Origin of the sequence: Parvibaculum sp. (assembly GCF_030694575.1) — a bacterium.
GTDB lineage: Bacteria > Pseudomonadota > Alphaproteobacteria > Parvibaculales > Parvibaculaceae > Parvibaculum.
The window spans coordinates 22,716-41,409 of sequence record NZ_JAUYUS010000014.1 but is presented as its reverse complement, the minus strand read 5'-3'; the positions used below and the strand labels follow the sequence as shown (position 1 = coordinate 41,409).

At 61.6% G+C, this 18,694-nt stretch carries 16 protein-coding genes and 1 other RNA gene; 8 read left to right on the top strand and 9 right to left on the bottom strand.

Annotated features, from left to right (window positions below; genetic code table 11):
• Window positions 1–5: 5 nt before the first annotated feature.
• On the top strand, window positions 6–980 hold the full coding sequence (locus Q8S60_RS02440) for a type II secretion system F family protein (RefSeq protein WP_305275717.1): 975 nt from the start codon (window positions 6–8) through the stop codon (window positions 978–980).
• 101 nt (window positions 981–1,081) lie between these two features.
• Here the strand turns inward: Q8S60_RS02440 and Q8S60_RS02435 are convergent, their stop codons facing one another.
• On the bottom strand, window positions 1,082–2,065 hold the full coding sequence (locus tag Q8S60_RS02435) for a tetratricopeptide repeat protein (protein ID WP_305668294.1): 984 nt from the start codon (window positions 2,063–2,065) through the stop codon (window positions 1,082–1,084).
• Between the two features lie 208 nt (window positions 2,066–2,273).
• Between Q8S60_RS02435 and Q8S60_RS02430 the strand changes: the two genes are divergently transcribed.
• On the top strand, window positions 2,274–3,368 hold the full coding sequence (locus tag Q8S60_RS02430; protein WP_305668293.1) for a TAXI family TRAP transporter solute-binding subunit: 1,095 nt from the start codon (window positions 2,274–2,276) through the stop codon (window positions 3,366–3,368).
• On the opposite strand, the gene Q8S60_RS02425 is transcribed toward Q8S60_RS02430, so the two are convergent.
• Complete coding sequence (locus tag Q8S60_RS02425) at window positions 3,365–4,051, bottom strand: glutathione S-transferase family protein (protein ID WP_305275720.1); 687 nt, start codon at window positions 4,049–4,051, stop codon at window positions 3,365–3,367. The genes Q8S60_RS02430 and Q8S60_RS02425 overlap by 4 nt on opposite strands.
• Window positions 4,052–4,153: 102 nt before the next feature.
• On the opposite strand from Q8S60_RS02425, the gene Q8S60_RS02420 reads away from it, so the two are divergent.
• From Q8S60_RS02420 to Q8S60_RS02410, 3 genes are all read left to right on the top strand, one after another.
• The gene (locus Q8S60_RS02420; protein WP_305275721.1) at window positions 4,154–5,530 is read left to right on the top strand and encodes a M17 family metallopeptidase; all 1,377 of its coding nucleotides are present in this window, start codon (window positions 4,154–4,156) and stop codon (window positions 5,528–5,530) included.
• Between the two features lie 90 nt (window positions 5,531–5,620).
• Window positions 5,621–5,992: a MarR family winged helix-turn-helix transcriptional regulator gene (locus Q8S60_RS02415; protein WP_305275722.1), complete on the top strand. Its 372-nt coding sequence runs from the start codon at window positions 5,621–5,623 to the stop codon at window positions 5,990–5,992.
• Entirely contained in the window at window positions 5,989–6,858 is an 870-nt protein-coding gene (locus Q8S60_RS02410) for a C40 family peptidase (RefSeq protein ID WP_305275723.1), read from the top strand. The genes Q8S60_RS02415 and Q8S60_RS02410 overlap by 4 nt, the downstream gene beginning before the upstream one ends.
• A gap of 2 nt (window positions 6,859–6,860) precedes the next feature.
• Here Q8S60_RS02410 and Q8S60_RS02405 read toward each other — a convergent pair whose 3' ends face one another.
• The 6 genes from Q8S60_RS02405 to Q8S60_RS02380 form a co-directional block, all read right to left on the bottom strand.
• Window positions 6,861–8,489 (bottom strand): ABC transporter ATP-binding protein, encoded by a 1,629-nt coding sequence (locus Q8S60_RS02405; protein ID WP_305275724.1) that lies wholly within the window; start codon window positions 8,487–8,489, stop codon window positions 6,861–6,863.
• Window positions 8,486–9,553 carry an ABC transporter permease gene (locus Q8S60_RS02400; RefSeq protein WP_305275725.1) on the bottom strand — a complete coding sequence of 356 codons (1,068 nt, stop codon included), beginning with the start codon at window positions 9,551–9,553 and terminating at the stop codon, window positions 8,486–8,488. The genes Q8S60_RS02405 and Q8S60_RS02400 overlap by 4 nt, the downstream gene beginning before the upstream one ends.
• A 3-nt stretch (window positions 9,554–9,556) precedes the next feature.
• Window positions 9,557–10,666: a microcin C ABC transporter permease YejB gene (locus tag Q8S60_RS02395; RefSeq protein ID WP_305275726.1), complete on the bottom strand. Its 1,110-nt coding sequence runs from the start codon at window positions 10,664–10,666 to the stop codon at window positions 9,557–9,559.
• A 6-nt stretch (window positions 10,667–10,672) separates the two neighbouring features.
• Window positions 10,673–12,517: an extracellular solute-binding protein gene (locus Q8S60_RS02390; protein ID WP_305325917.1), complete on the bottom strand. Its 1,845-nt coding sequence runs from the start codon at window positions 12,515–12,517 to the stop codon at window positions 10,673–10,675.
• 29 nt (window positions 12,518–12,546) lie between these two features.
• Complete coding sequence (locus Q8S60_RS02385) at window positions 12,547–14,556, bottom strand: extracellular solute-binding protein (RefSeq protein ID WP_305275727.1); 2,010 nt, start codon at window positions 14,554–14,556, stop codon at window positions 12,547–12,549.
• 208 nt (window positions 14,557–14,764) lie between these two features.
• Complete coding sequence (locus Q8S60_RS02380; protein ID WP_305668292.1) at window positions 14,765–15,421, bottom strand: cytochrome c family protein; 657 nt, start codon at window positions 15,419–15,421, stop codon at window positions 14,765–14,767.
• Between the two features lie 308 nt (window positions 15,422–15,729).
• Between Q8S60_RS02380 and Q8S60_RS02375 the strand changes: the two genes are divergently transcribed.
• A complete protein-coding gene (locus Q8S60_RS02375; protein WP_305275729.1) occupies window positions 15,730–16,506 on the top strand; it encodes a 3-deoxy-manno-octulosonate cytidylyltransferase in 777 nt (258 codons plus the stop codon).
• On the top strand, window positions 16,506–17,387 hold the full coding sequence (locus Q8S60_RS02370) for a prephenate dehydratase (protein ID WP_305275730.1): 882 nt from the start codon (window positions 16,506–16,508) through the stop codon (window positions 17,385–17,387). Before Q8S60_RS02375 ends, Q8S60_RS02370 begins: the two co-directional genes overlap by 1 nt.
• Before the next feature lie 71 nt (window positions 17,388–17,458).
• On the opposite strand, the gene nudC is transcribed toward Q8S60_RS02370, so the two are convergent.
• Window positions 17,459–18,421, bottom strand: a complete 963-nt coding sequence (nudC, locus tag Q8S60_RS02365) for an NAD(+) diphosphatase (protein WP_305275731.1) — start codon at window positions 18,419–18,421, stop codon at window positions 17,459–17,461.
• 145 nt (window positions 18,422–18,566) lie between these two features.
• Here nudC and ffs point away from each other — a divergent pair.
• An RNA gene (ffs, locus tag Q8S60_RS02360) (signal recognition particle sRNA small type) lies at window positions 18,567–18,662 on the top strand.
• The last annotated feature ends 32 nt before the right edge of the window (window positions 18,663–18,694 follow it).

Below are 18,694 nucleotides of genomic sequence, written 5' to 3'. Positions count from 1 at the left end.
CGGGAATGAGCGTGTTCGAGCTTGTGGAAAATATGTTCAACGTGGAAAACGTGGTGATGCTCCTCACTGGCGTGGCCGCCTTCGCGACCATTTTCACGCTGACCGCGCCGCTCATGAACACGGACAAGCTTTCCACACGTATGAAATACGTCTCGACCGAGCGCGAAGCGATGCGCGCTCGCGCTCGCGAGGCGCTCGCGCAGGAGAAGACGCGTCTCCGTCATACACCGAAAGGCTTCATGAAGCAGGTGGTCGAAAAGTTCGCGAGTGGCAATGTGCTTGAAAATGCCGCCGTGAAGGAGAAGTTGCGTCAGGCCGGCTTCCGCGGCCCCGGGCCGATGTACACCTTCGTCTTCTTTCGCTTTGTGATGCCGCCGCTGCTGTTCTTGGTCACATTGCTCTACCTTACGTTCCTCAATAGTTTCGGGCTGCAACCGGTGGGACGTCTTGCCGTCGCCTGCGCAGCCGCCTTTGTCGGCTTCTATCTGCCAAACCTCTTCGTCGAGAATGTGATCAGCCGCCGGCAGGATTCGATCCGCAAGGCCTTTCCGGATGCGCTCGATCTTCTGCTGATCTGTGTCGAGTCCGGCATGTCGATCGAGGCCGCATTCCAGAAAGTCGCTGCCGAAATCGGCGCGCAGTCGGTCGAACTGGCCGAGGAGCTCGGTCTCACCACGGCGGAGCTTTCCTATCTGCAGGAACGCCGCATGGCCTATGAGAACCTCGCCAGACGCACGGGGCTTCCCGGCGTGAAGGCGGTGGCGACGAGCCTTATTCAGGCCGAGCGCTACGGCACGCCGCTGGGTCAGGCGCTTCGCGTCATGGCGCAGGAGAACCGCGATATCCGAATGTCGGAAGCCGAAAAGAAGGCCGCAGGCCTGCCACCGAAGCTCACCGTGCCGATGATCGTATTTTTTCTGCCGGTGCTCTTCGGGGTCATTCTTGGCCCGGCCATCATCAAGACGCTGGCGAATACCTGACGAGGTACATAAAAGCGAGAAGGCGCCTGCCGAAAGTCCGGGAGGCGCCTTTTTGTGTCCGCTGATGAAATAGTAGTTCAGGTCCCGGGGCCGGCACGATTCTAGTAAATGGAAACGCGCGTCTCGGGCGGCAGCGACGACACCTGGTCTTCAGCTTCGGGGAAGGCATGGCTTTCTTTCGCAGCGGCCGGCTTCGCAGCCGGCGGGCTTGCCGGTGCCGTTCCCTCGGGCTGCCGGTCGAGCTCTTCCAGTTGCTTCCAAAGGGCTGGCTGCGACAGCATCGAACGCAGATAGGCCATGTTGCCGTCCGCGACATTGGCCGGCAGGTCGGCCCGTGCCAGCCGCTCGGCCTCGTCGAAATTGCCTTTAAGACCGAGAACGATGGCGAGGTTCTGCCGCGCGTAAGCATCGGCGCGGGTGTCCGCTACAGCCTTGCGGAGCGTCCGCTCGGCCATATCGAGATCGCCCGTCAAGGCGTAGGACAGGCCCAGATTGGTGAGCACGGAGGGGTTGTCGGGCGACAGCGCGAGGGATTCGTTGTAACGGCCCTTGGCTTCGTCGTAGCGCCCCATCTGGTCGAGAGCCACGCCGAGAGCGGACCGGATGCTCCAGTCCTTCGGTGATTGCAGTGCCGCGGCTTCAAGCATTGCGACGCCCTGGTCCGGCCGGCCACTTGCGGTCAACGCCTTTCCTGCTTCGGCAAGCACCTCCGCGTTCTCGGGGAATTTAATCCGGGCGCGCTGCATCACCGTGAGCGACTGCTCGATCGAGCCGATCTGCCGGAGCGCCTTCGAATAGTGGACAGCTGTGGTGGCGTCGCCCGGTGTGCGCTCGTAAAGCGCGCCCCAATAAGCCGCCGCCGCCACATAGTCCTGTGTCTTGGTGCTTTCGATGGCCGCATTGCGAAGCGCCGGCTCGTCGATCCGGGCTTGCGCCGCCTCTTTGGACGCTTGGGCGACGGGGGTTGTGCCGGTCGACGCGCAACCGGAAAGCGCGATGACGGAGCAGAGCGTAGCCAATGCAAGCCAGCCGCTGCGTGGAGCGCGAAGGGCGGATCGCTGGGTCTGATCTGCGAAAAGCTTCATGACGGTCGGTCCCGGCACATGGAATCGGGATGGCCCCGTGCGAACAGGACCATGTTCTGAAGCGATATTGAGACACAGCGGTCAAGAAAGGATTAATTATAGGAACCGAGAGGATTCGAGGATCATACAACCCGGGTCGCGCCGATCCGTTTGCTGCGTCTGGATAGTTCTTATGAAGCCGAAGCAATTTTGGGACACGGCCCTGCGATTGTACGAACCGGTAAAGGTGGCCGCTTCCCGCATCTCCGCGCGCGCCGCCATAACGGTTTTGGGTGCCGCAGCCGTCCTTGTGGCGGGGGTTCTTTTCTACCTCCGTCCACCGGCTAGCCTGGAGGAACCGCCGGAAGCGGTCATCTTCTTTCAGATCGGCACCGGCAGCGCGGGGGACGATTATTTCGCCGTCGGTGAGAGGCTGGCCGCTGCAATCAGCCGCCCGCCGGGAACGCCGCGGTGCGAGCGGGGCATGCCCTGCGGTGTTGCCGGGCTCGTTGCAGTCGCAAGGTCTTCCGCAGGACCGGTTGCCAATGTTCGGGCCGTGAGCGCGGGTCTTTTCGATTCCGCTCTCGTCGCCGCTCCCGTTCTCGAATTAGCAGCACAGGCCGAGACGCCATTCAAAGGCGAGAAGCCGATCCGGAACCTTCGCGCTATCGCCGGGGTTTATCGGGAGGCGCTTTATCTCGTCGCCAGCCGCAATGCCAACATCGGCTCCGTCGCAGACCTGAGGGATATGCGCGTCTCCGTCGGGCCCGCGGGGTCCGGCACACGGGAGGCGGCGCTCCCCGTTCTCGCCGTCCACAGCCTTGGTCGCCGTACGGTGCAGCTTTCGGAGTACGATACGGCGACCGCCATCGATCTGACGCTACGCGGTCAACTGGACGCTTTCTTTCTCGTCGACGCCTTGCCATCGGCGGAAATTGCCAGTCTCGCCGATCGCGGCTCCATCAACATCGTGCCTATCGATGGGGAAGAGGTTCAGCAGCTCACTCATCCCGGCGAGAGCTTTCAGCCCCTGGAAATCCCGGATGATCTCTACCGCTTTGTTCCCGCAACGCGGACCCTCGGTGTATCGATGGTATGGGTGGTGAATGAGCAGGCGGATCCCGATATCGTCTACAAAATCACCGAGGCGCTCTTTTTTCCGGGGAACCGGGTCCTGCTTTCAGGACCGGCCTTGCCGGGCCTCCTGCCGGGAGATGAGAAAGAGAGAGAGAAATTCGCTATCTCGTCCATTCCCGTCCCGCTCCACGAAGGAGCGGAGCGGTACTACAGGCAACAAGGGCTGATTGCCGACGGCGCGCCCTAGGCCGTCGCAGCCGCTTTTTCCTTCTCTTCCGCTTCAGCCCCGGCGATCCAGTCCCGCATGGAGGGTAGCGTCAATATGGCGTCCATATAGGCGCGTACCATGCCGTCATCGCCCAAGGCGCCGAGGTTGACGCCATAGGTTTCGAACCGTGTGACCACCGGTGCAAACATGGCGTCCGCCACGGTGAAATGGCCGAAAAGAAAACCTTGATCCTCGGTCGCCTGCCGGCCAAAGCGGCCGCGCAGCGCACGCCACAGCTCGATTACACGACGCGCGCTGGCGAGGGCTTCTTCTGTATGCCCTTCGCCATTATGACGCTCCAGAACCGCCATCGGCATGTCGCGGCGAATGGCCTGGAAACCCGAATGCATTTCGGAGCAGGCGCTGCGGGCGAGGGCGCGGGCGAGCGCGTCTTTAGGCCAGAGCTTCTTGCCCGGAAAGAGGTCGGCGATCGTTTCGCAAATCGCCAGCGAGTCGCCGATCACGACCCCGCGCCACTTCAGGGCAGGCACGAAGCCGGTCGGTGAATGAACGAGAATCTGCGATTTTGTATCCGGGCTGCGCAGGCGGATGGAGGTTTCCTGAAACGGAATGCCTGCCTGCCGCATCAAGAGCCAGGGGCGCAGGCTCCAACTCGACCAGTTCTTGTCGCCGATCACAAGCTCGAACTCGGGCGCCGCCATTCTGTCCCCCGGTGATAAAGTGTGGCCGTTGCGGGGCCACCGGCCTCTCTATAAGGTTTCGGACCGGCGAAATCACGTAAATCCTGACCCCGGAAGGCCCGCGTGCTCGACATCTTTATCACCAGAAAAGACGTGGCGGCGACGCCCGTCTGGCAAATTCGCTCCGGCGAGACTGAAACCTGGTGTGCAACACATGCCGGCCCCGGCGCCGCCTGGGTCGCCACGTCGGGCTTCAAGGGCGAGGCCGGCAAGGTGCTGTTGCTTCCCGACGGCTCCGGCGGCCTTGCCGGCGTACTCCTCGGGCTGGGCGATGGAGCCGATCCATTCGTTGCCGGCGCACTGGCCACCGCGTTGCCGATGGGCGACTACAGGTTTGCCGGCGAAAGGCATGGGGACGCCGCAAAAGCCGCACTCGGCTACGCGCTCGGCACCTACCGGTTCACGCGTTACGCCGGCGGACCGCGCGAGTGGCCGCGCCTCGTGCTTCCGGAAGGAGTGGACGGGGAAGAGGTGAGCCGCATCGCCGGGGCTATCTTCCTTGTCCGCGATCTTATAAATACCCCGGCCGCAGACATGAGCCCGGCCGATCTCGCCGCCGCCGCCGAAGAGGTTGCGCGCGGCCACGGTGCAACTTGCGAGGTGACGGAGGGCGAGGCGTTGCTTGCCGCGAACTACCCGATGATCCATGCCGTCGGTCGCGCAGCCGCCGTCGCGCCCCGCCTGATCGACATACGATGGGGCCGCGCGGGCGCACCGAAGGTGACGCTGGTCGGCAAGGGAGTGACCTTCGATACCGGTGGCCTCGATCTCAAACCCTCCAGCGCCATGCTTCTGATGAAAAAGGACATGGGCGGTGCGGCTTGCGTGCTGGCGCTCGCGCAGCTCATCATGAGTTCCAAGCTCGATGTGCAGTTGCGTGTACTGATCCCGGCGGTGGAAAACAGCGTCTCGGGCAATGCATTCCGGCCTGGCGACGTCCTGCGGAGCCGCAAGGGACTGACAGTCGAAATAGGCAATACGGACGCGGAAGGCCGCCTCGTCCTTGCCGACGCATTGGCGGAGGCCGACAGCGAGGCGCCTGACCTCGTCATCGATATGGCGACGCTTACCGGTGCGGCGCGCACGGCGCTTGGCCCCGATCTGCCGCCCTTCTACACGGACGATGAAGCGCTCGCGGGTGAGATTGCCGTCTCCGCTGAAGCCATGTCGGACCCGCTCTGGCGGATGCCGCTCTGGAAACCCTATGACGCATGGCTCGAAAGCAAGATCGCGGACGTGAACCACGTGTCGGACGGCCCCTTCGCCGGTTCGATCACGGCTGCGCTCTTTCTCCGCCGTTTCGTCGAGAAGGCAAGGGCCCATGTCCACTTCGACATTTATGGCTGGGCCCCCAAGCCGAGGCCTGGCCGTCCTGTCGGTGGCGAAGCGCAGGGCATTCGGGCCCTCTATCACCTTCTGCAGCGTCGCTACGGAGCCTGACACTTGCCCCGTTCCGGAGTCCCGCTAGACTGATCCGGGCCCGGAACGGAAAACCTCCGGGTGGGGGATTGGCAGCGTTGGGGGACGTCGATGCCGGAACTATCTCTGACAGGTGCCGTGGAGCTGAAGCCTGTGCAGGCTCTGTCTCTCTGGCACGATGTGGTGCTTCAGTCCGTCCGCCGCGACGGACCGGACCTTTCATCGAGGCAGCTGGCGATCATGTTCATCGTTTATCTCGATCCGCCGCCACACACCGTTCGCGGCCTCGCCGCCTCGCTCGACGTCTCGAAGCCCGCCATCACCCGCGCCTTGGACACGCTCGGCAGCCTTGATTTGCTGAAGCGGACGCGCGATGAAGCGGACCGGCGCAATGTGCTGGTGCAAAGGACCGTGAAGGGTTCGGCCTTCATGCATGAGTTTGCCGATCTCATCGTCAGTTCTTCCCGGAGCCTGCAGGCATGAGCCGTGCGCGTGGCCCGGATCATCGCCTCAATCCCTACCGCGATGACCTTGCGGCGGCGCATCTGCGCGGCGAGGTCAAGGCGTCTCGCTTCGTCGATGGCGTAGACCGCCAGGTGGGGGCATCTTCGGTGCCACTCCTGCGTCGGCCCGAGGCTGCCGCACCCATGGATACGCAGCTTCTCTATGGCGAGGTTTTCCGGGTCTACGAAGAAAAGAACGGCTGGGCCTGGGGGCAGTCGGCGAGTGATGATTATGTCGGCTATGTCGAGGCGAAGGATCTTGTCTCCCGCCCCGCCAAGCCGACGCATACGGTGGCGGCTCTTCGCACCTTCATCTATCCGAAGCCCGATCTGAAGACGCGCCCCGCGCTTCCCATATCGATGAACGCGAAGCTGCGCGTCGTCGGCGCGCGCGGCAATTTCAGCGAGATCGAGAGTGGCGGCTGGGTCTTTACCGCTCATCTCGCTACCGTCGGCGCCTATGTCCGCGACTTCGTGACCGTTGCCGAGGAATTCATCGGTGTGCCTTATCTCTGGGGCGGCCGGGACAGCCTCGGTGTCGATTGCTCCGGCCTCATCCAGATGGCCCTTGAGCGAGCAGGCATTTCCTCGCTGCGCGATACGGATATGCAAGAGGCGACGCTCGGCGAAGCGCTACCAGAACCGATCGACTTCACGGCGCTCCAGCGCGGCGACCTCGTCTTCTGGAAGGGACATGTCGGCATCATGGTCGACGCGGAGCGCATGATCCATGCAAACGGCTTTCACATGCGTGTGGCGGTGGAGAGGCTCGATATCGCGATGTCGCGCATCGCCCGCTCGGATGCCGGCCACGTCACCACGATCAGGAGACTGCCGAAGCGTTAGCGCTACTCCGACACGACGCCTGCCGGTGCGACCGTCAGATCGAAAGCTGCCGCCATCAGTGCTTTCGTATAGTCGGTTTTTGGCCGATCGAAGACTTCGTCGCTTGTGCCGGCCTCAACGATCTTGCCGCCGCGCATCACGATGATGTCATCCGCGAGCGCACGTACCACCTTCAGGTCGTGGCTGATGAACAGATAGGCGAGGTTGTTGCGCCGCTGCAATTCGCGCAGAAGATCGACAATCTGCGCTTGTACAGACATGTCGAGCGCGCTCGTCGGCTCGTCCAGCATCACGAAACGCGGTTTCAGCGCCATGGCGCGGGCGATGGCGATGCGCTGCCGCTGCCCGCCGGAAAATTCATGCGGATAGCGGTCCTGCATCTCCGGGTCGAGTCCGACCTCGTTCAGTGCCTCGGATACGTGCGCGCGACGTTCCACCGCCGGCAGGCCTGGTTGCTGGATACGCAAGCCCTCGCTCACGATATCGGAAACCGACATGCGCGGACTGAGGGAGCCGAACGGGTCCTGGAATACGATCTGCATATCCCGGCGGCGGGGCCTGAGCTCTTTCGACTTCAATCCCTGAATGGAAGTGCCGTTGAACCGGATTTCGCCTTCGCTCGAAAGCAGCCGCATCAGTGCGAGGCCGAGCGTGGTTTTGCCTGATCCCGATTCACCGACGACACCGAGCGTCCGTCCCTCGCGAAGCGTGAGCGAAACATCGTCGACCGCCTTGATGTAGCCGACCGTGCGGCGGAGCAACCCGCGCTTGACAGGAAACCAGACCTTGAGATTGTCGGCTTCCATGACGACGGGTCCGTCTTTCGGAGCTCCGAGCGAACGCCCCTTTGGCTCAGACGCCAGAAGATGCTGCGTATAGGGGTGTGTCGGAGCGGTGAAAACCCGTTCGGTTTCCCCCCGTTCCACGATCTCGCCTTTGGTCATGACGAAGACGCGGTCCGCCATCTTCCGCACGATACCGAGATCGTGTGTGATGAGGAGCAGCGCCATTCCCATCTCACGCTTCAGATCCTTCAGCAGTTCGAGTATCTGCGCCTGTACCGTTACGTCGAGCGCGGTCGTCGGTTCGTCTGCGATCAGCAGGTCCGGTTCATTCGCGAGCGCCATCGCGATGATGACACGCTGGCGCTGTCCCCCCGAAAGCTGGTGCGGATAGGCGTCTAGTCGCTCTTCCGCATTCGGAATGCCTACCTTTCGCAGCAGGTCGAGCACCCGCGCCCGCACCGCCGGCCCGCGCATTCCCTTGTGCTCGATCAAAACCTCGCCCACCTGCCGCTCGATCGTGTGCAGCGGATTGAGCGATGTCAGCGGTTCCTGAAAGACCATGGTTATCTTGTTGCCGCGAATGCGCCGCATGGTCTTCTCGTCTGCACCGATCAGATTTTGTCCCGCGAACAGAATCTTCCCCGACGGATGAAAGGCTTGCGGGTAAGAGAGAAGCTGCATGATCGACAGCGCCGAGACGGATTTTCCCGATCCGGATTCGCCCACAAGTGCCACCGTCTCGCCCGCCCTGATGTCGAAGGAAATGCGATCGACGGCAATCGTCTCCTGTCCGTCCATACGGAAGCCAACGGAGAGGTCTTTCACGTCCACAAGAGGCGCGCTCATTGGAGCACCTTTCTGGGATCGAATGCATCGCGCACCGCTTCGCCGACAAAGATCAGCAGGCTCAACATGACGGCGATGGAGAAAAAGCCCGTGAGCCCGAGCCACGGCGCCTGCAGGTTAGATTTCCCTTGCGCCAGCAATTCGCCGAGCGACGGCGATCCGGGCGGCAGGCCGAAGCCGAGAAAGTCGAGCGAGGTAAGCGTCGTGATTGAAGAATTGAGGATGAATGGCATGAATGTAAGGGTCGCGACCATAGCGTTGGGCAACAGGTGCCGGAACATGATTTTGGTATTGGAAAGCCCCATCGCACGCGCCGCATTTACATATTCGAAATTACGCGCCCGCAGGAACTCCGCTCTGACGACACCGACAAGCGATACCCAGGAGAAGAGCAGCATGATGCCGAGCAGAATCCAGAAGTTCGGCTCGATCACGGCGGCAATGATGATGAGGAGATAAAGTGTCGGAATGCTCGTCCATATCTCGATGAAACGCTGGAACAGAAGATCGGTCCAGCCACCGAAATAGCCCTGCATCGCGCCGGCTGCGACGCCGATGACGGAAGAAAGTACTGTGAGAACAAGTCCGAAAAGAACGGAGATACGGAAACCGTAAATGAGGCGCGCCGTCACGTCGCGCCCCTGATCGTCGGTGCCAAGCCAGTTTTCGGCGGAGGGCGGGGCGGGGGCGGGTACCGGCAGGTTCAGATTGATCGTGCGGTAGGAATATTCAACGAGCGGCCAGATCATCGTGCCGCCCTCGTCGCGGATGAGATCTCGCACGAAGGGATCTCGGTAGTCCGCCTCGGTCTCGAAATCGCCGCCGAACGCCGTCTCCGGATAGGAAACGAGAACCGGAAAATAGATGCCGCCCTTGTAGGTGACGACAAGCGGCTTGTCGTTCGCGATGAATTCCGCGAACAGCGAAAGAACGAAGAGGATACCGAAAATCCATAGGCTCCAGTAACCACGCCTGTTCGCCTTGAAATTGCGCCAGCGACGCTGATTGATCGGGCTGAGCGGTCGCCGGCGCATGGCAATGAAGGGGAAGGAGAAGCGCCCCATGACTCAGACCTCCCTCGTCTCGAAATCGATGCGCGGGTCGACCCAGGTATAGGTGAGATCGCTTATGAGCGTCATTGCGAGGCCGAGAAGTCCGAATATATAGAGAGTCGCGAAGACGACCGGGTAATCGCGATTGACGATGGACTCGAACGAAAGCAATCCCAATCCGTCGAGCGAGAATATCTGCTCGATGAGCAGTGAACCGGTAAAGAACGCACCGACAAACGCGCCGGGGAAGCCCGCGATAATGATGAGCATCGCGTTGCGGAACACATGCCCGTATAGCACCTGTCGTTCGGACAGGCCCTTCGCGCGCGCCGTCATTACATACTGCTTCTTGATTTCGTCGAGGAAGGAATTCTTGGTAAGCAGTGTCGTTGTCGCGAAGGACCCGATCACCAACGCCGTCACGGGCAAAATGATGTGCCAGAGATAATCGAGAACCTTGCCGGCAATGCTCAGGCTCTCCCAATTGTCGGAAGTGAGACCGCGCAGGGGAAAGATCGACCAGTAAGAGCCGCCCGAGAAGAGAACGATCAGGAACACGGCGAACAGGAACCCCGGCACCGCATAGCCGACAATGATGACGCCGCTCGTCCACGTATCGAAGCGGCTACCATCCTGGATTGCCTTGCGGATTCCGAGGGGAATCGAGATGAGATAAGTGAGCAGCGTCGTCCAGAGCCCGAGCGAGATCGAAACCGGCATCTTTTCGACAACGAGACTGAGAACGCTCACGTCGCGGAAATAACTCTGCCCGAAATCGAACCGCGCATAATCCCAGATCATCTTGGCGAAGCGCTCATGCGCCGGCTTGTCGAAACCGAACTGCACTTCAAGCGATTTGATGAATTCCGGATCGAGTCCCTGCGCGCCGCGATACTTGCTGTTGATTGCGCTGTCCGCGCCGGACATCTGCCCCTGCGCCCCGAAATCGCCGCCGCCGGAACCGCCGATGCGCGCAGTCGCGGAGACGTCCGTTCCCTGCAACTGCGCAATGATCCGCTCGATAGGACCGCCCGGCGCGAACTGTACCAGTATGAAGCTGACGAGCATGATGCCGAGAATGGTCGGGATCATGAGAAGAAGGCGACGGAGAATATAAGCCGACATGGCGTATCAGTCCTTGCTGCCGGAGTGATCGGCATTTTCCACGTTGGCCCACCATGTGGCCTCTACGCCGCGATCATATTCGGGTTTTGTTTCGGGCCACGAGAAAACATCCCAGAAAGCGAGATGGTGCAGGTTCTTGTGCCACTGCGGAATCCAGTAGTGGCCGGCCCGCAATACGCGATCGAGCGCGCGCGCCGCAATTATCTGTTCCTCGCGGCTGTCTGCGGCGATGATCGTCTCGATCAGGGCATCGACGGCGGGGCTTGAAATACCGGAGAGGTTGCGGCCTCCCGGCACGTCGGCGAACTCGGAACTCCAGTAACTGCGAATCTCGATGCCAGGCGTGAGGCCAAGAGAAAAGCGGCGAATGGACACGTCGAAATCGTAGTTGTTCATCCGGTCCTGGAATTGCGCCGTATCGATTTGCCGTATGCGCGCATCGATACCGAGCAATTTGAGGTTCTTGACGAGCGGAGCGACGATGCGCTCGAACATCGGTTGATCATCGAGAAATTCAACCGAAAGAACATCCCCCTTTTCATTCCGCCGCGCGCCGTCGGACATCCGCCACCCGGCCTCGTCGAACAGCTCCGCGGCGCGACGCAGCAAGCGCCGGTCCTGCCCCGACCCGTCGCTCTCGGGCGGCACCGTCACGGGCCCGAAAACCTTTGCGGGCAATTCGTCGCGCCACGGCTCCAGCAGCGCAAGCTCTGCATGGTCCGGCTCACCCTCTGCCTTCATCGGCGAATTTTCAAAATAACTCTCGGTGCGCTTATAGAGCCCGTAGAACAGATTTTTGTTCGTCCATTCGAAATCGAAGGCGAGACCAAGGGCCTCGCGCACGCGCCGATCCTTGAATTTTTCGCGTCGCGTATTGAGAAACCAACCCTGCGCGCCGGATGGCGTATTGTCCGGCAGGGTCGCAAGCCGCACGCGGCCATCCTTCACGGCGGGAAAGTTATATTCCGTCGCCCATGTCTTCGACGTGAATTCCTCGCGGAAGAGATAATTTCCCGCCTTGAAAGCTTCGAACTGCGCCGTCCGGTCACGGAAATATTCGTAACGCAGGCGGTCGAAATTCCACTGTCCGACATTCACAGGCAGGTCTGCGCCCCAGTATTCTTCTACACGTTCATAGGTAATGAACCGAGCCGCGCGAAAGTCGCCGATCCGGTAGGGGCCGCTGCCGAGCGGTGCTTTCAGCGAAGCGGCCGAGAAGTCGTTTTCGGAGTAGAACGCTTTCGAGAACACCGGCAATTCACCGGCGATGAAGAGGGGCAGGTCGCGCGTCTGATTGCCGGTGAAACGAATGTCGAGCGTCAGTGCATCGCGTGCCTCCGCCGCCGTCATTTCCTTCAGGTTCTGTGCAATGAGAGGATGCCCCTTCTCTTTCAGCAACATAAAGGAGAAAGCGGCGTCTTCTGCCGTAAGTGACGTGCCATCGTGGAACCTGGCGCCGTCGCGGAGATAAAACGTGAAGACATTGCCATCCGCCGATGCCTCTGCGCTTTCGGCGAGCAGTCCGTAAACTGCGTCCGGCTCATCGAAGGCCCGCATCATCAACGTATCAAAAATATGGTTGAGCCCTTGAGGGGCATTACCTTTGAGGATGTAGCCATTCAAGGTATCGAATGTGTGGAACGAGGCGTTGTAGGCAGTCTTCGGCCCGATCTGCGAAAAGGCGCCACCCTTGGGAGCGTCCGGATTCACATAGTTGAAATGTTTGAAGTCCGGCCCGTATTTGAGCTCGCCGAATATCGACATGCCGTGCTGCCGCTTCGTTGTCGCTGCGCGCGCCGCGGAAAACGGCAACCATGCGGCTGCCGCCGCACCGCCGGCCAGCGCGAGCATCTGCCGCCGCGAGACAAAGGGTAGCCCCTTCATTGCGGTTCGTCCGCCTTCGGTTGTGGCGCGGGGGCGGAGCTGTCGATCCACCAGATAGTTGGAAACCCGATTGAATAGGGCGGCATGCGTTCGGGATGCTTCAACCGCGACCAATAGGCGACGCGCGTATTCGCCGAATACCATTGCGGCACTACATAGTGTCCGGCGAGAAGCACCCGGTCGAGAGCCCTCGATGCCGCAACGAGTTCTTCGCGGCTCGCCGCGTAAATCACGCGGTCGATCAGCTTTTCGACGATCGGATCGCAAATGCCGATGGCGTTACGGCTGCCTGGCGCCTCCGCCGCCTCGCAGCCCCAGAATTCGCGCTGTTCGTTGCCCGGAGAGAGCGATTGGGGAAATGATTCCACGATGATGTCGAAGTCGCGATTGTCGGTACGGTTCTGGTATTGCGACGTATCGACGGTGCGGATGCTCGATTGAATGCCGAGCTTGTGGAGCGCCTGCCGGTAGGGTGCGACCACGCGTTCGAAGGTTGGGTCGTCGAGCAGGAATTCGACATTCATCGGCAGCCCCGCTGCGTCGGCTAGCTTGCCGTCCTGCACGCTCCAGCCCGCCTCCGCCAGCAAGGCTGCCGCTCGGCGCAGGTTGGCGCGATTGTTGCCGCTGCCGTCAGTCGCCGGGTTGCGATAGGGAGCGGTAAAAATTTCCGGCGGAAGATCGGCCTCGAACTTCCGGAGCATATCGAGCTCCTGCCCCTCGGGCAGACCTCTTGCCGCGAGTTCGGAATTTGCGAAGTAGCTATTCGTCCGCGTGTACTGGCCATAGAACAGATTCTTGTTCATCCATTCGAAATCGAACGCCCAGTTAAAGGCTTCACGCACCCGCGGATCCTTGAACTTGTCGCGGCGGATGTTGAAGATGAAGGCCTGCATGCCTTGGGGGTTGAGCGAAGGCACCTGTTCTTTTTTCAGGTTGCCGCGCCGCACGGGCGGAATGTCGTATTCGGTGGCCCAGTTCTTGGCACTGTTCTCGACCCGGAAATCGACACGGTCGCCCTTCAGCGCTTCCAGTGCCACCGTGCCGTCGCGATAATATTCGTAGCGCATGGAGCCAAAATTATTGGCGCCTACATTCACCGGCAAGTTCCGGCCCCAGTAGTCCGCCACGCGTTCATAGGTGATGGAGCGCCCGGGTGAAACATTGGCGATCCTGTAGGGCCCGCTACCGAGCGGTGGTTCGAGTGTCGTTTCGGAGAAATTGCGGTTCGTCCCCTTCGCATTCTTGCCTGTCCAGTAGTGCTTCGGCAGCACCGGCAATTGCCCGACGATCTGCGGTAGCTCCCGGTTGCCGGTCTGGTTGAACGTGAAGGTAACCTCATGCTCGGCGGTCTTCTCCGCCTTCACCACATTGGCGTAATAGGCATTAAAAAATGGATGGTTCTTCTTCAGTTGTTCGAACGTCCAGATTACATCATCGGGGGTGATCTTCTCCCCGTCGTGCCAGCGTGCTTGCGGCCGCAGCTTGTAGGTGACGGAGGAATAGTCCTTCGGGTGACGCACACTTTCCGCGATGAGGCCATATTCGGAGGCCGGTTCATCCATGCTGGAAACCATGAGCGTATCGTAGATCATCCCGAGGCCGGCTGCCGTCTTCCCCTTCACGATGAAGCCGTTAAGGCTGTCGAAGCTGCCGAATGCGCCGTAGCGCACCAGTCCGCCTGTCGGCGCGTCCGGGTTCACATAGTCGAAGTGCTTGAAGTCCGGCCCATATTTCAGATCGCCGAAGAGCGAAGAGCCATGGCGTGGAATTTCGGGGTTGAAGTCGTCGGCCGCCGCCGCAGGAGCAACAACCTCGTTCGGGCGGCTCGAAAGGTCCGCCGCTGCGCTGCCGCCGCGCGCAGAGCCAGGGTCAGCCGGCGAAGATGTCGTGGCCGGTGACGCGTCGGTCCTCGCGGCACCTTCCGGCTCCCCATTCGTGGTGGAAAAATAAATCGCCGCCACCACCAGGATAGCGATGGCCGCCCCGGCCAGGACCGGCTTGGTCATGAACCCACGCACACTCTCTCTCCCTCTTGCCCGGCGCGGGACGCCGGACATATCGGGCCGCCGTGCCGCGCCCCCTCATTTCCTCTTACTTTGATCCTTTTTAGCCGGATATGCCCGTTAAAACAAAGTCATCCGGCATGTCTTCCGCGCAAATGAAAACGCGCCCGGTTTTCACCGGGCGCGTTCGAAGCTGGTTCAGAGGGCTGTTTTAGTTGTGCTCGGGCGTCGAGGTTTCTTCGACGGGCGTCGCGTCTTCTTCGACAGGGGCTTCCTCAGCCGGCGTAGCGCCGTTTTGGCCGTTCTCGGTCGCGGCTTCGGGAGCCGGGGCTTCGGGAAGCGGCAGGTCGGAACCCAGCGAGTTCAGGTAAACGAGGAGATCGGCGCGCTCCTGCGGCTTTTTGATGCCGGCGAAGCTCATCGCCGTGCCGGGCAGATAGCCGCGCGGGTCCGCGATGAAGTGATCGAGTTCCTCAAAGCTCCAGGTCTCGCCGCTTTTGGCCTGCATGGCTGCGGAATAGGCGAATCCGGGCATATGGGCATGCGGTCCGCCCACCACATGATAAAGGTTCGGACCGATGCGTGCGGGCCCGCCTTCCTCGAATGTGTGGCAGGCCGTGCACTTTTTGCTGGCCTTCTCGCCGCGACCGATATCGGCGTTGGCGAGAAGGGTCGCGAGCGGGACCTCCTCTGCGGCAGCCGTCGTCTGGCCGCTGCCTTCGCCTTCTTCCAGCGCCGCAACGGCGTAAGCCTGAGGATTCGCCTCCTTCGGCTCATAAAGCGTATCGCTGAGGATGGACACGCCAAGAATGAAAAGGACGGAGGCAAGCACCGCACCTGCAAACTTGTTGAATTCGAAAGAGTCCATCGGCTCCTGCTCCGCCCGGTTCGGTTGCGAGATCGGCGGGGGTGCGAATTGAAAGCACCGCACGAATGTGCGTTCCGCCTTCGACAAGGCCCCCTGTGAATTGGCGCGGAGATTAGCCGCTTCCGCCGCCGTGCCGCAAGCCGTATAAGTGCGCCAAATCCGCGTGTATCAAGGAAAATGCCCCGCGCGGACGAAGCGTTGCGTAATGCACGTCTAGGCCCCGCATGGGAAGAATCGGGTTGCGGCGATCCGCCGCACCGGCCTCTGCCGTCGCCGGAGCCGGGTTGGGACATGTGGAGAGAGGCTCGATGGCAAATTTAACCCGCCCTGCGGCCAAGGATCTCGCCGGACACCCGTTGGTGGTGATTCCCGCCCGCATGGCGTCCACCCGCCTGCCGGGAAAACCGCTTGCCGATATTTGCGGCGAGCCGATGATCGTGCAGGTCTGGCGCCGTGCGATGGAGGCGGAACTCGGGCGGGTCGTCGTTGCCGCCGCCGAGGCCGAAGTTGCCGACGCCGTCCGTGCGGCAGGTGGGGAGGCCGTTTTGACGGACCCCGATCTTCCTTCCGGTTCCGACCGTGTCTGGCAAGCCGTCTGCGAGCTTGACCCTGAAGGTCATCACAAGGTCATCCTGAATGTGCAGGGTGACCTTCCGACTCTCGATCCGGCACTCATCCGCACCGCCTACGATGCACTCATTCGTCCGGGTGCCGACATTTCAACGCTTGCCGCCGAAATCGTCATCGAGGAAGAGCGCGCCAACCCCAACGTCGTGAAGGCCGTCGTCTCTTTTGGTGAAACGCGGCTTGCCCGCGCGCTCTATTTTACCCGCGCGACTGCGCCCTGGGGGGCCGGGCCGCTTTATCATCACATCGGCCTCTACGGCTATCGTCGTGAGGCGCTGGCCCGGTTCGTCGCGCTGCCGCCGTCGCCGCTGGAAATGCGCGAGAAGCTCGAACAGCTGCGAGCGCTGGAAGCGGGTATGGTGATTGAGGTGGCGCTCGTTGACACCGTTCCGCTCGGTGTCGATACTCCCGCCGACCTCGAAAAAGCCCGAGCGGCGCTGTCCCGGAGATCCGTCTGATGACGAAAGACGCCGCCCCCGAAGCCCTTGCCGAGAACACCATTGCCTTTCAGGGCGAGCCAGGCGCGAATTCGCATATCGCGGTGCATGAAGCCTGCCCGGACATGGTCAGCCTTCCTTGCGACACGTTCGAGGATGTCTTCGCCGCGGTGAATGAAGGCCGCGCGCGGCTCGGCATGATTGCGGTGGAAAACTCGCTCGCGGGTCGCGTCGCCGACGTGCATCACCTCATTCCCGGCGCGGGACTTTATATTGTCGGCGAGCATTTTCTGCGCGTGCGTCATCAGCTTCTGGGCCTCAAGGGTGCGAAGCTCGAAGACCTGAAATCAGTCCACAGCCATGTCCATGCGCTCGGCCAGTGCCGCCGCGTGATCCGTGATCTGGGCCTGAAGGCCGTCGTCGCCGCGGATACCGCAGGCGCCGCCCGCCAGATCGCCGATGCGGGCGATCCTACGCGCGCCGCGCTCGCCTCCTCGCTTGCCGCCGAGATTTATGGGCTCGATGTGCTGCGCGCCAATGTCGAGGACGCCGAGCACAACACGACGCGCTTCCTCATCATGGCGAAGGAGCCGAACGACGCCGAACCGGAAGACGAGCCTGTCATCACGAGCTTCATCTTCCGTGTACGGAACGTACCCGCCGCGCTCTACAAGGCGCTGGGCGGCTTCGCCACCAATGGCGTCAACATGACGAAACTCGAAAGCTATCAGCTTGAAGGTACCTTCAACGCAAGCCAGTTCTATGCCGACATCGAAGGCCACCCGGCCTCCCGCCATGTCCGCCTTGCGCTGGAAGAGCTTGAATTCTTCACGAGCGAACTGCGTATCCTCGGCGTCTACAAGGCGCATCCCTACCGCGCGGCCATCGCGCCAGGGGAGTGATTTTCCATCATTTTCAAGTTCGTCGTGGCGCGGACAAGCCGGGCGGTAACGACGAAGGAAATGGAATTCCCCTAAACCTTCCCTTCCGCGAACGCCTTGATGAGCTGATGCGCGATCGCGAAGGGCGGAGGGAACCACGCCGTACCGTCGCCCTTCCCGGCGAGGATCGCCTGCGCTTCGGCCCGCGTGAACCAGCGCCCTTCCGAAAGCTCGATGCCGTCGATGGTGAAATCTTCCGAATCGGCAACGGCGTGGCAGCCGATCATCAGGGATGAGGGATAAGGCCAGGGCTGCGTCGAGTGATAGCTGACGGCGCCGACGCTCAGGCCTGCTTCTTCGTGAAGCTCGCGCGCGACGGCTTCCTCGATCGATTCGCCCGGCTCGACAAACCCGGCCAGCGCCGAATGCATGCCTTTGGGCCAGATCTTCTGACGGCCGAGGAAACATTTGTCGTTGTAGGTGGCGAGCATGATGACCACAGGGTCGGTGCGCGGGAAATGCTCTGCCTTGCAGGAGGGGCACTGGCGCTTGTAGCCGGCTTCCGCCATCTCGCTCTTCGTGCCGCAGACCGAGCAGAAGCCGTGGCGGCTGTGCCAGTCGATCATCGACTTCGCCTGCGCCATGATCGCGAGTTCGGTCGGCGTGATTTCGCCGGCCATGGCGAGGCCACGCAAATCTTCGAAGGAACCGATGCCTTTCAGCGCCGGGTGATTCTCCGCGTCTTTCAGCCCGCTCACATCCGCCGCGAAGAGCGCCTTGCCGCGTTTGTTGATGCCGAGGAAGACGACGATGCCCTCGCCCGCGAGCTGGGGCATCAGCGACCCGGGCAGCCAGCCGATATCCTTGCCTTCGGAAGGAGCGGCCTCCGGCAGCACGAACGGCTCCCAATCGCGCTTCGGCTGACGCCGGAACGGTACGAAAAGGCTTGTCGGCGCCGCGAGCTGCTCTGCAAGCCATGCCTGGTCGGTGCGGCGGTAGCTTGCGCGGTCGAGCGGATTGTTGGCGAAAATATTGGGATTTTCGGGCAGGGGCATCGGTGTGTCCGGCTTATGTTATTGAATATCGGGGTGGCGCAGACTGGCACAGCGCGGGAGCCCGCTCAATCTCCGTTAGAAGGTGGCCGAATCGGCGCTCCAAGCCTTGCATCGGCCGCCCTTTCCCCTGATATAGTCCTCCTCGGGAGGCTGGCGGCGGACGAGTCCCTCGCCAACCCGGTCAGATCCGGAAGGAAGCAGCCGTAACGAGTTTCGCTCGGGTCGTTGTCCGGTCTCCCACCCTTTTCCCGCCTGCAAGCCACAGAAGGAGCG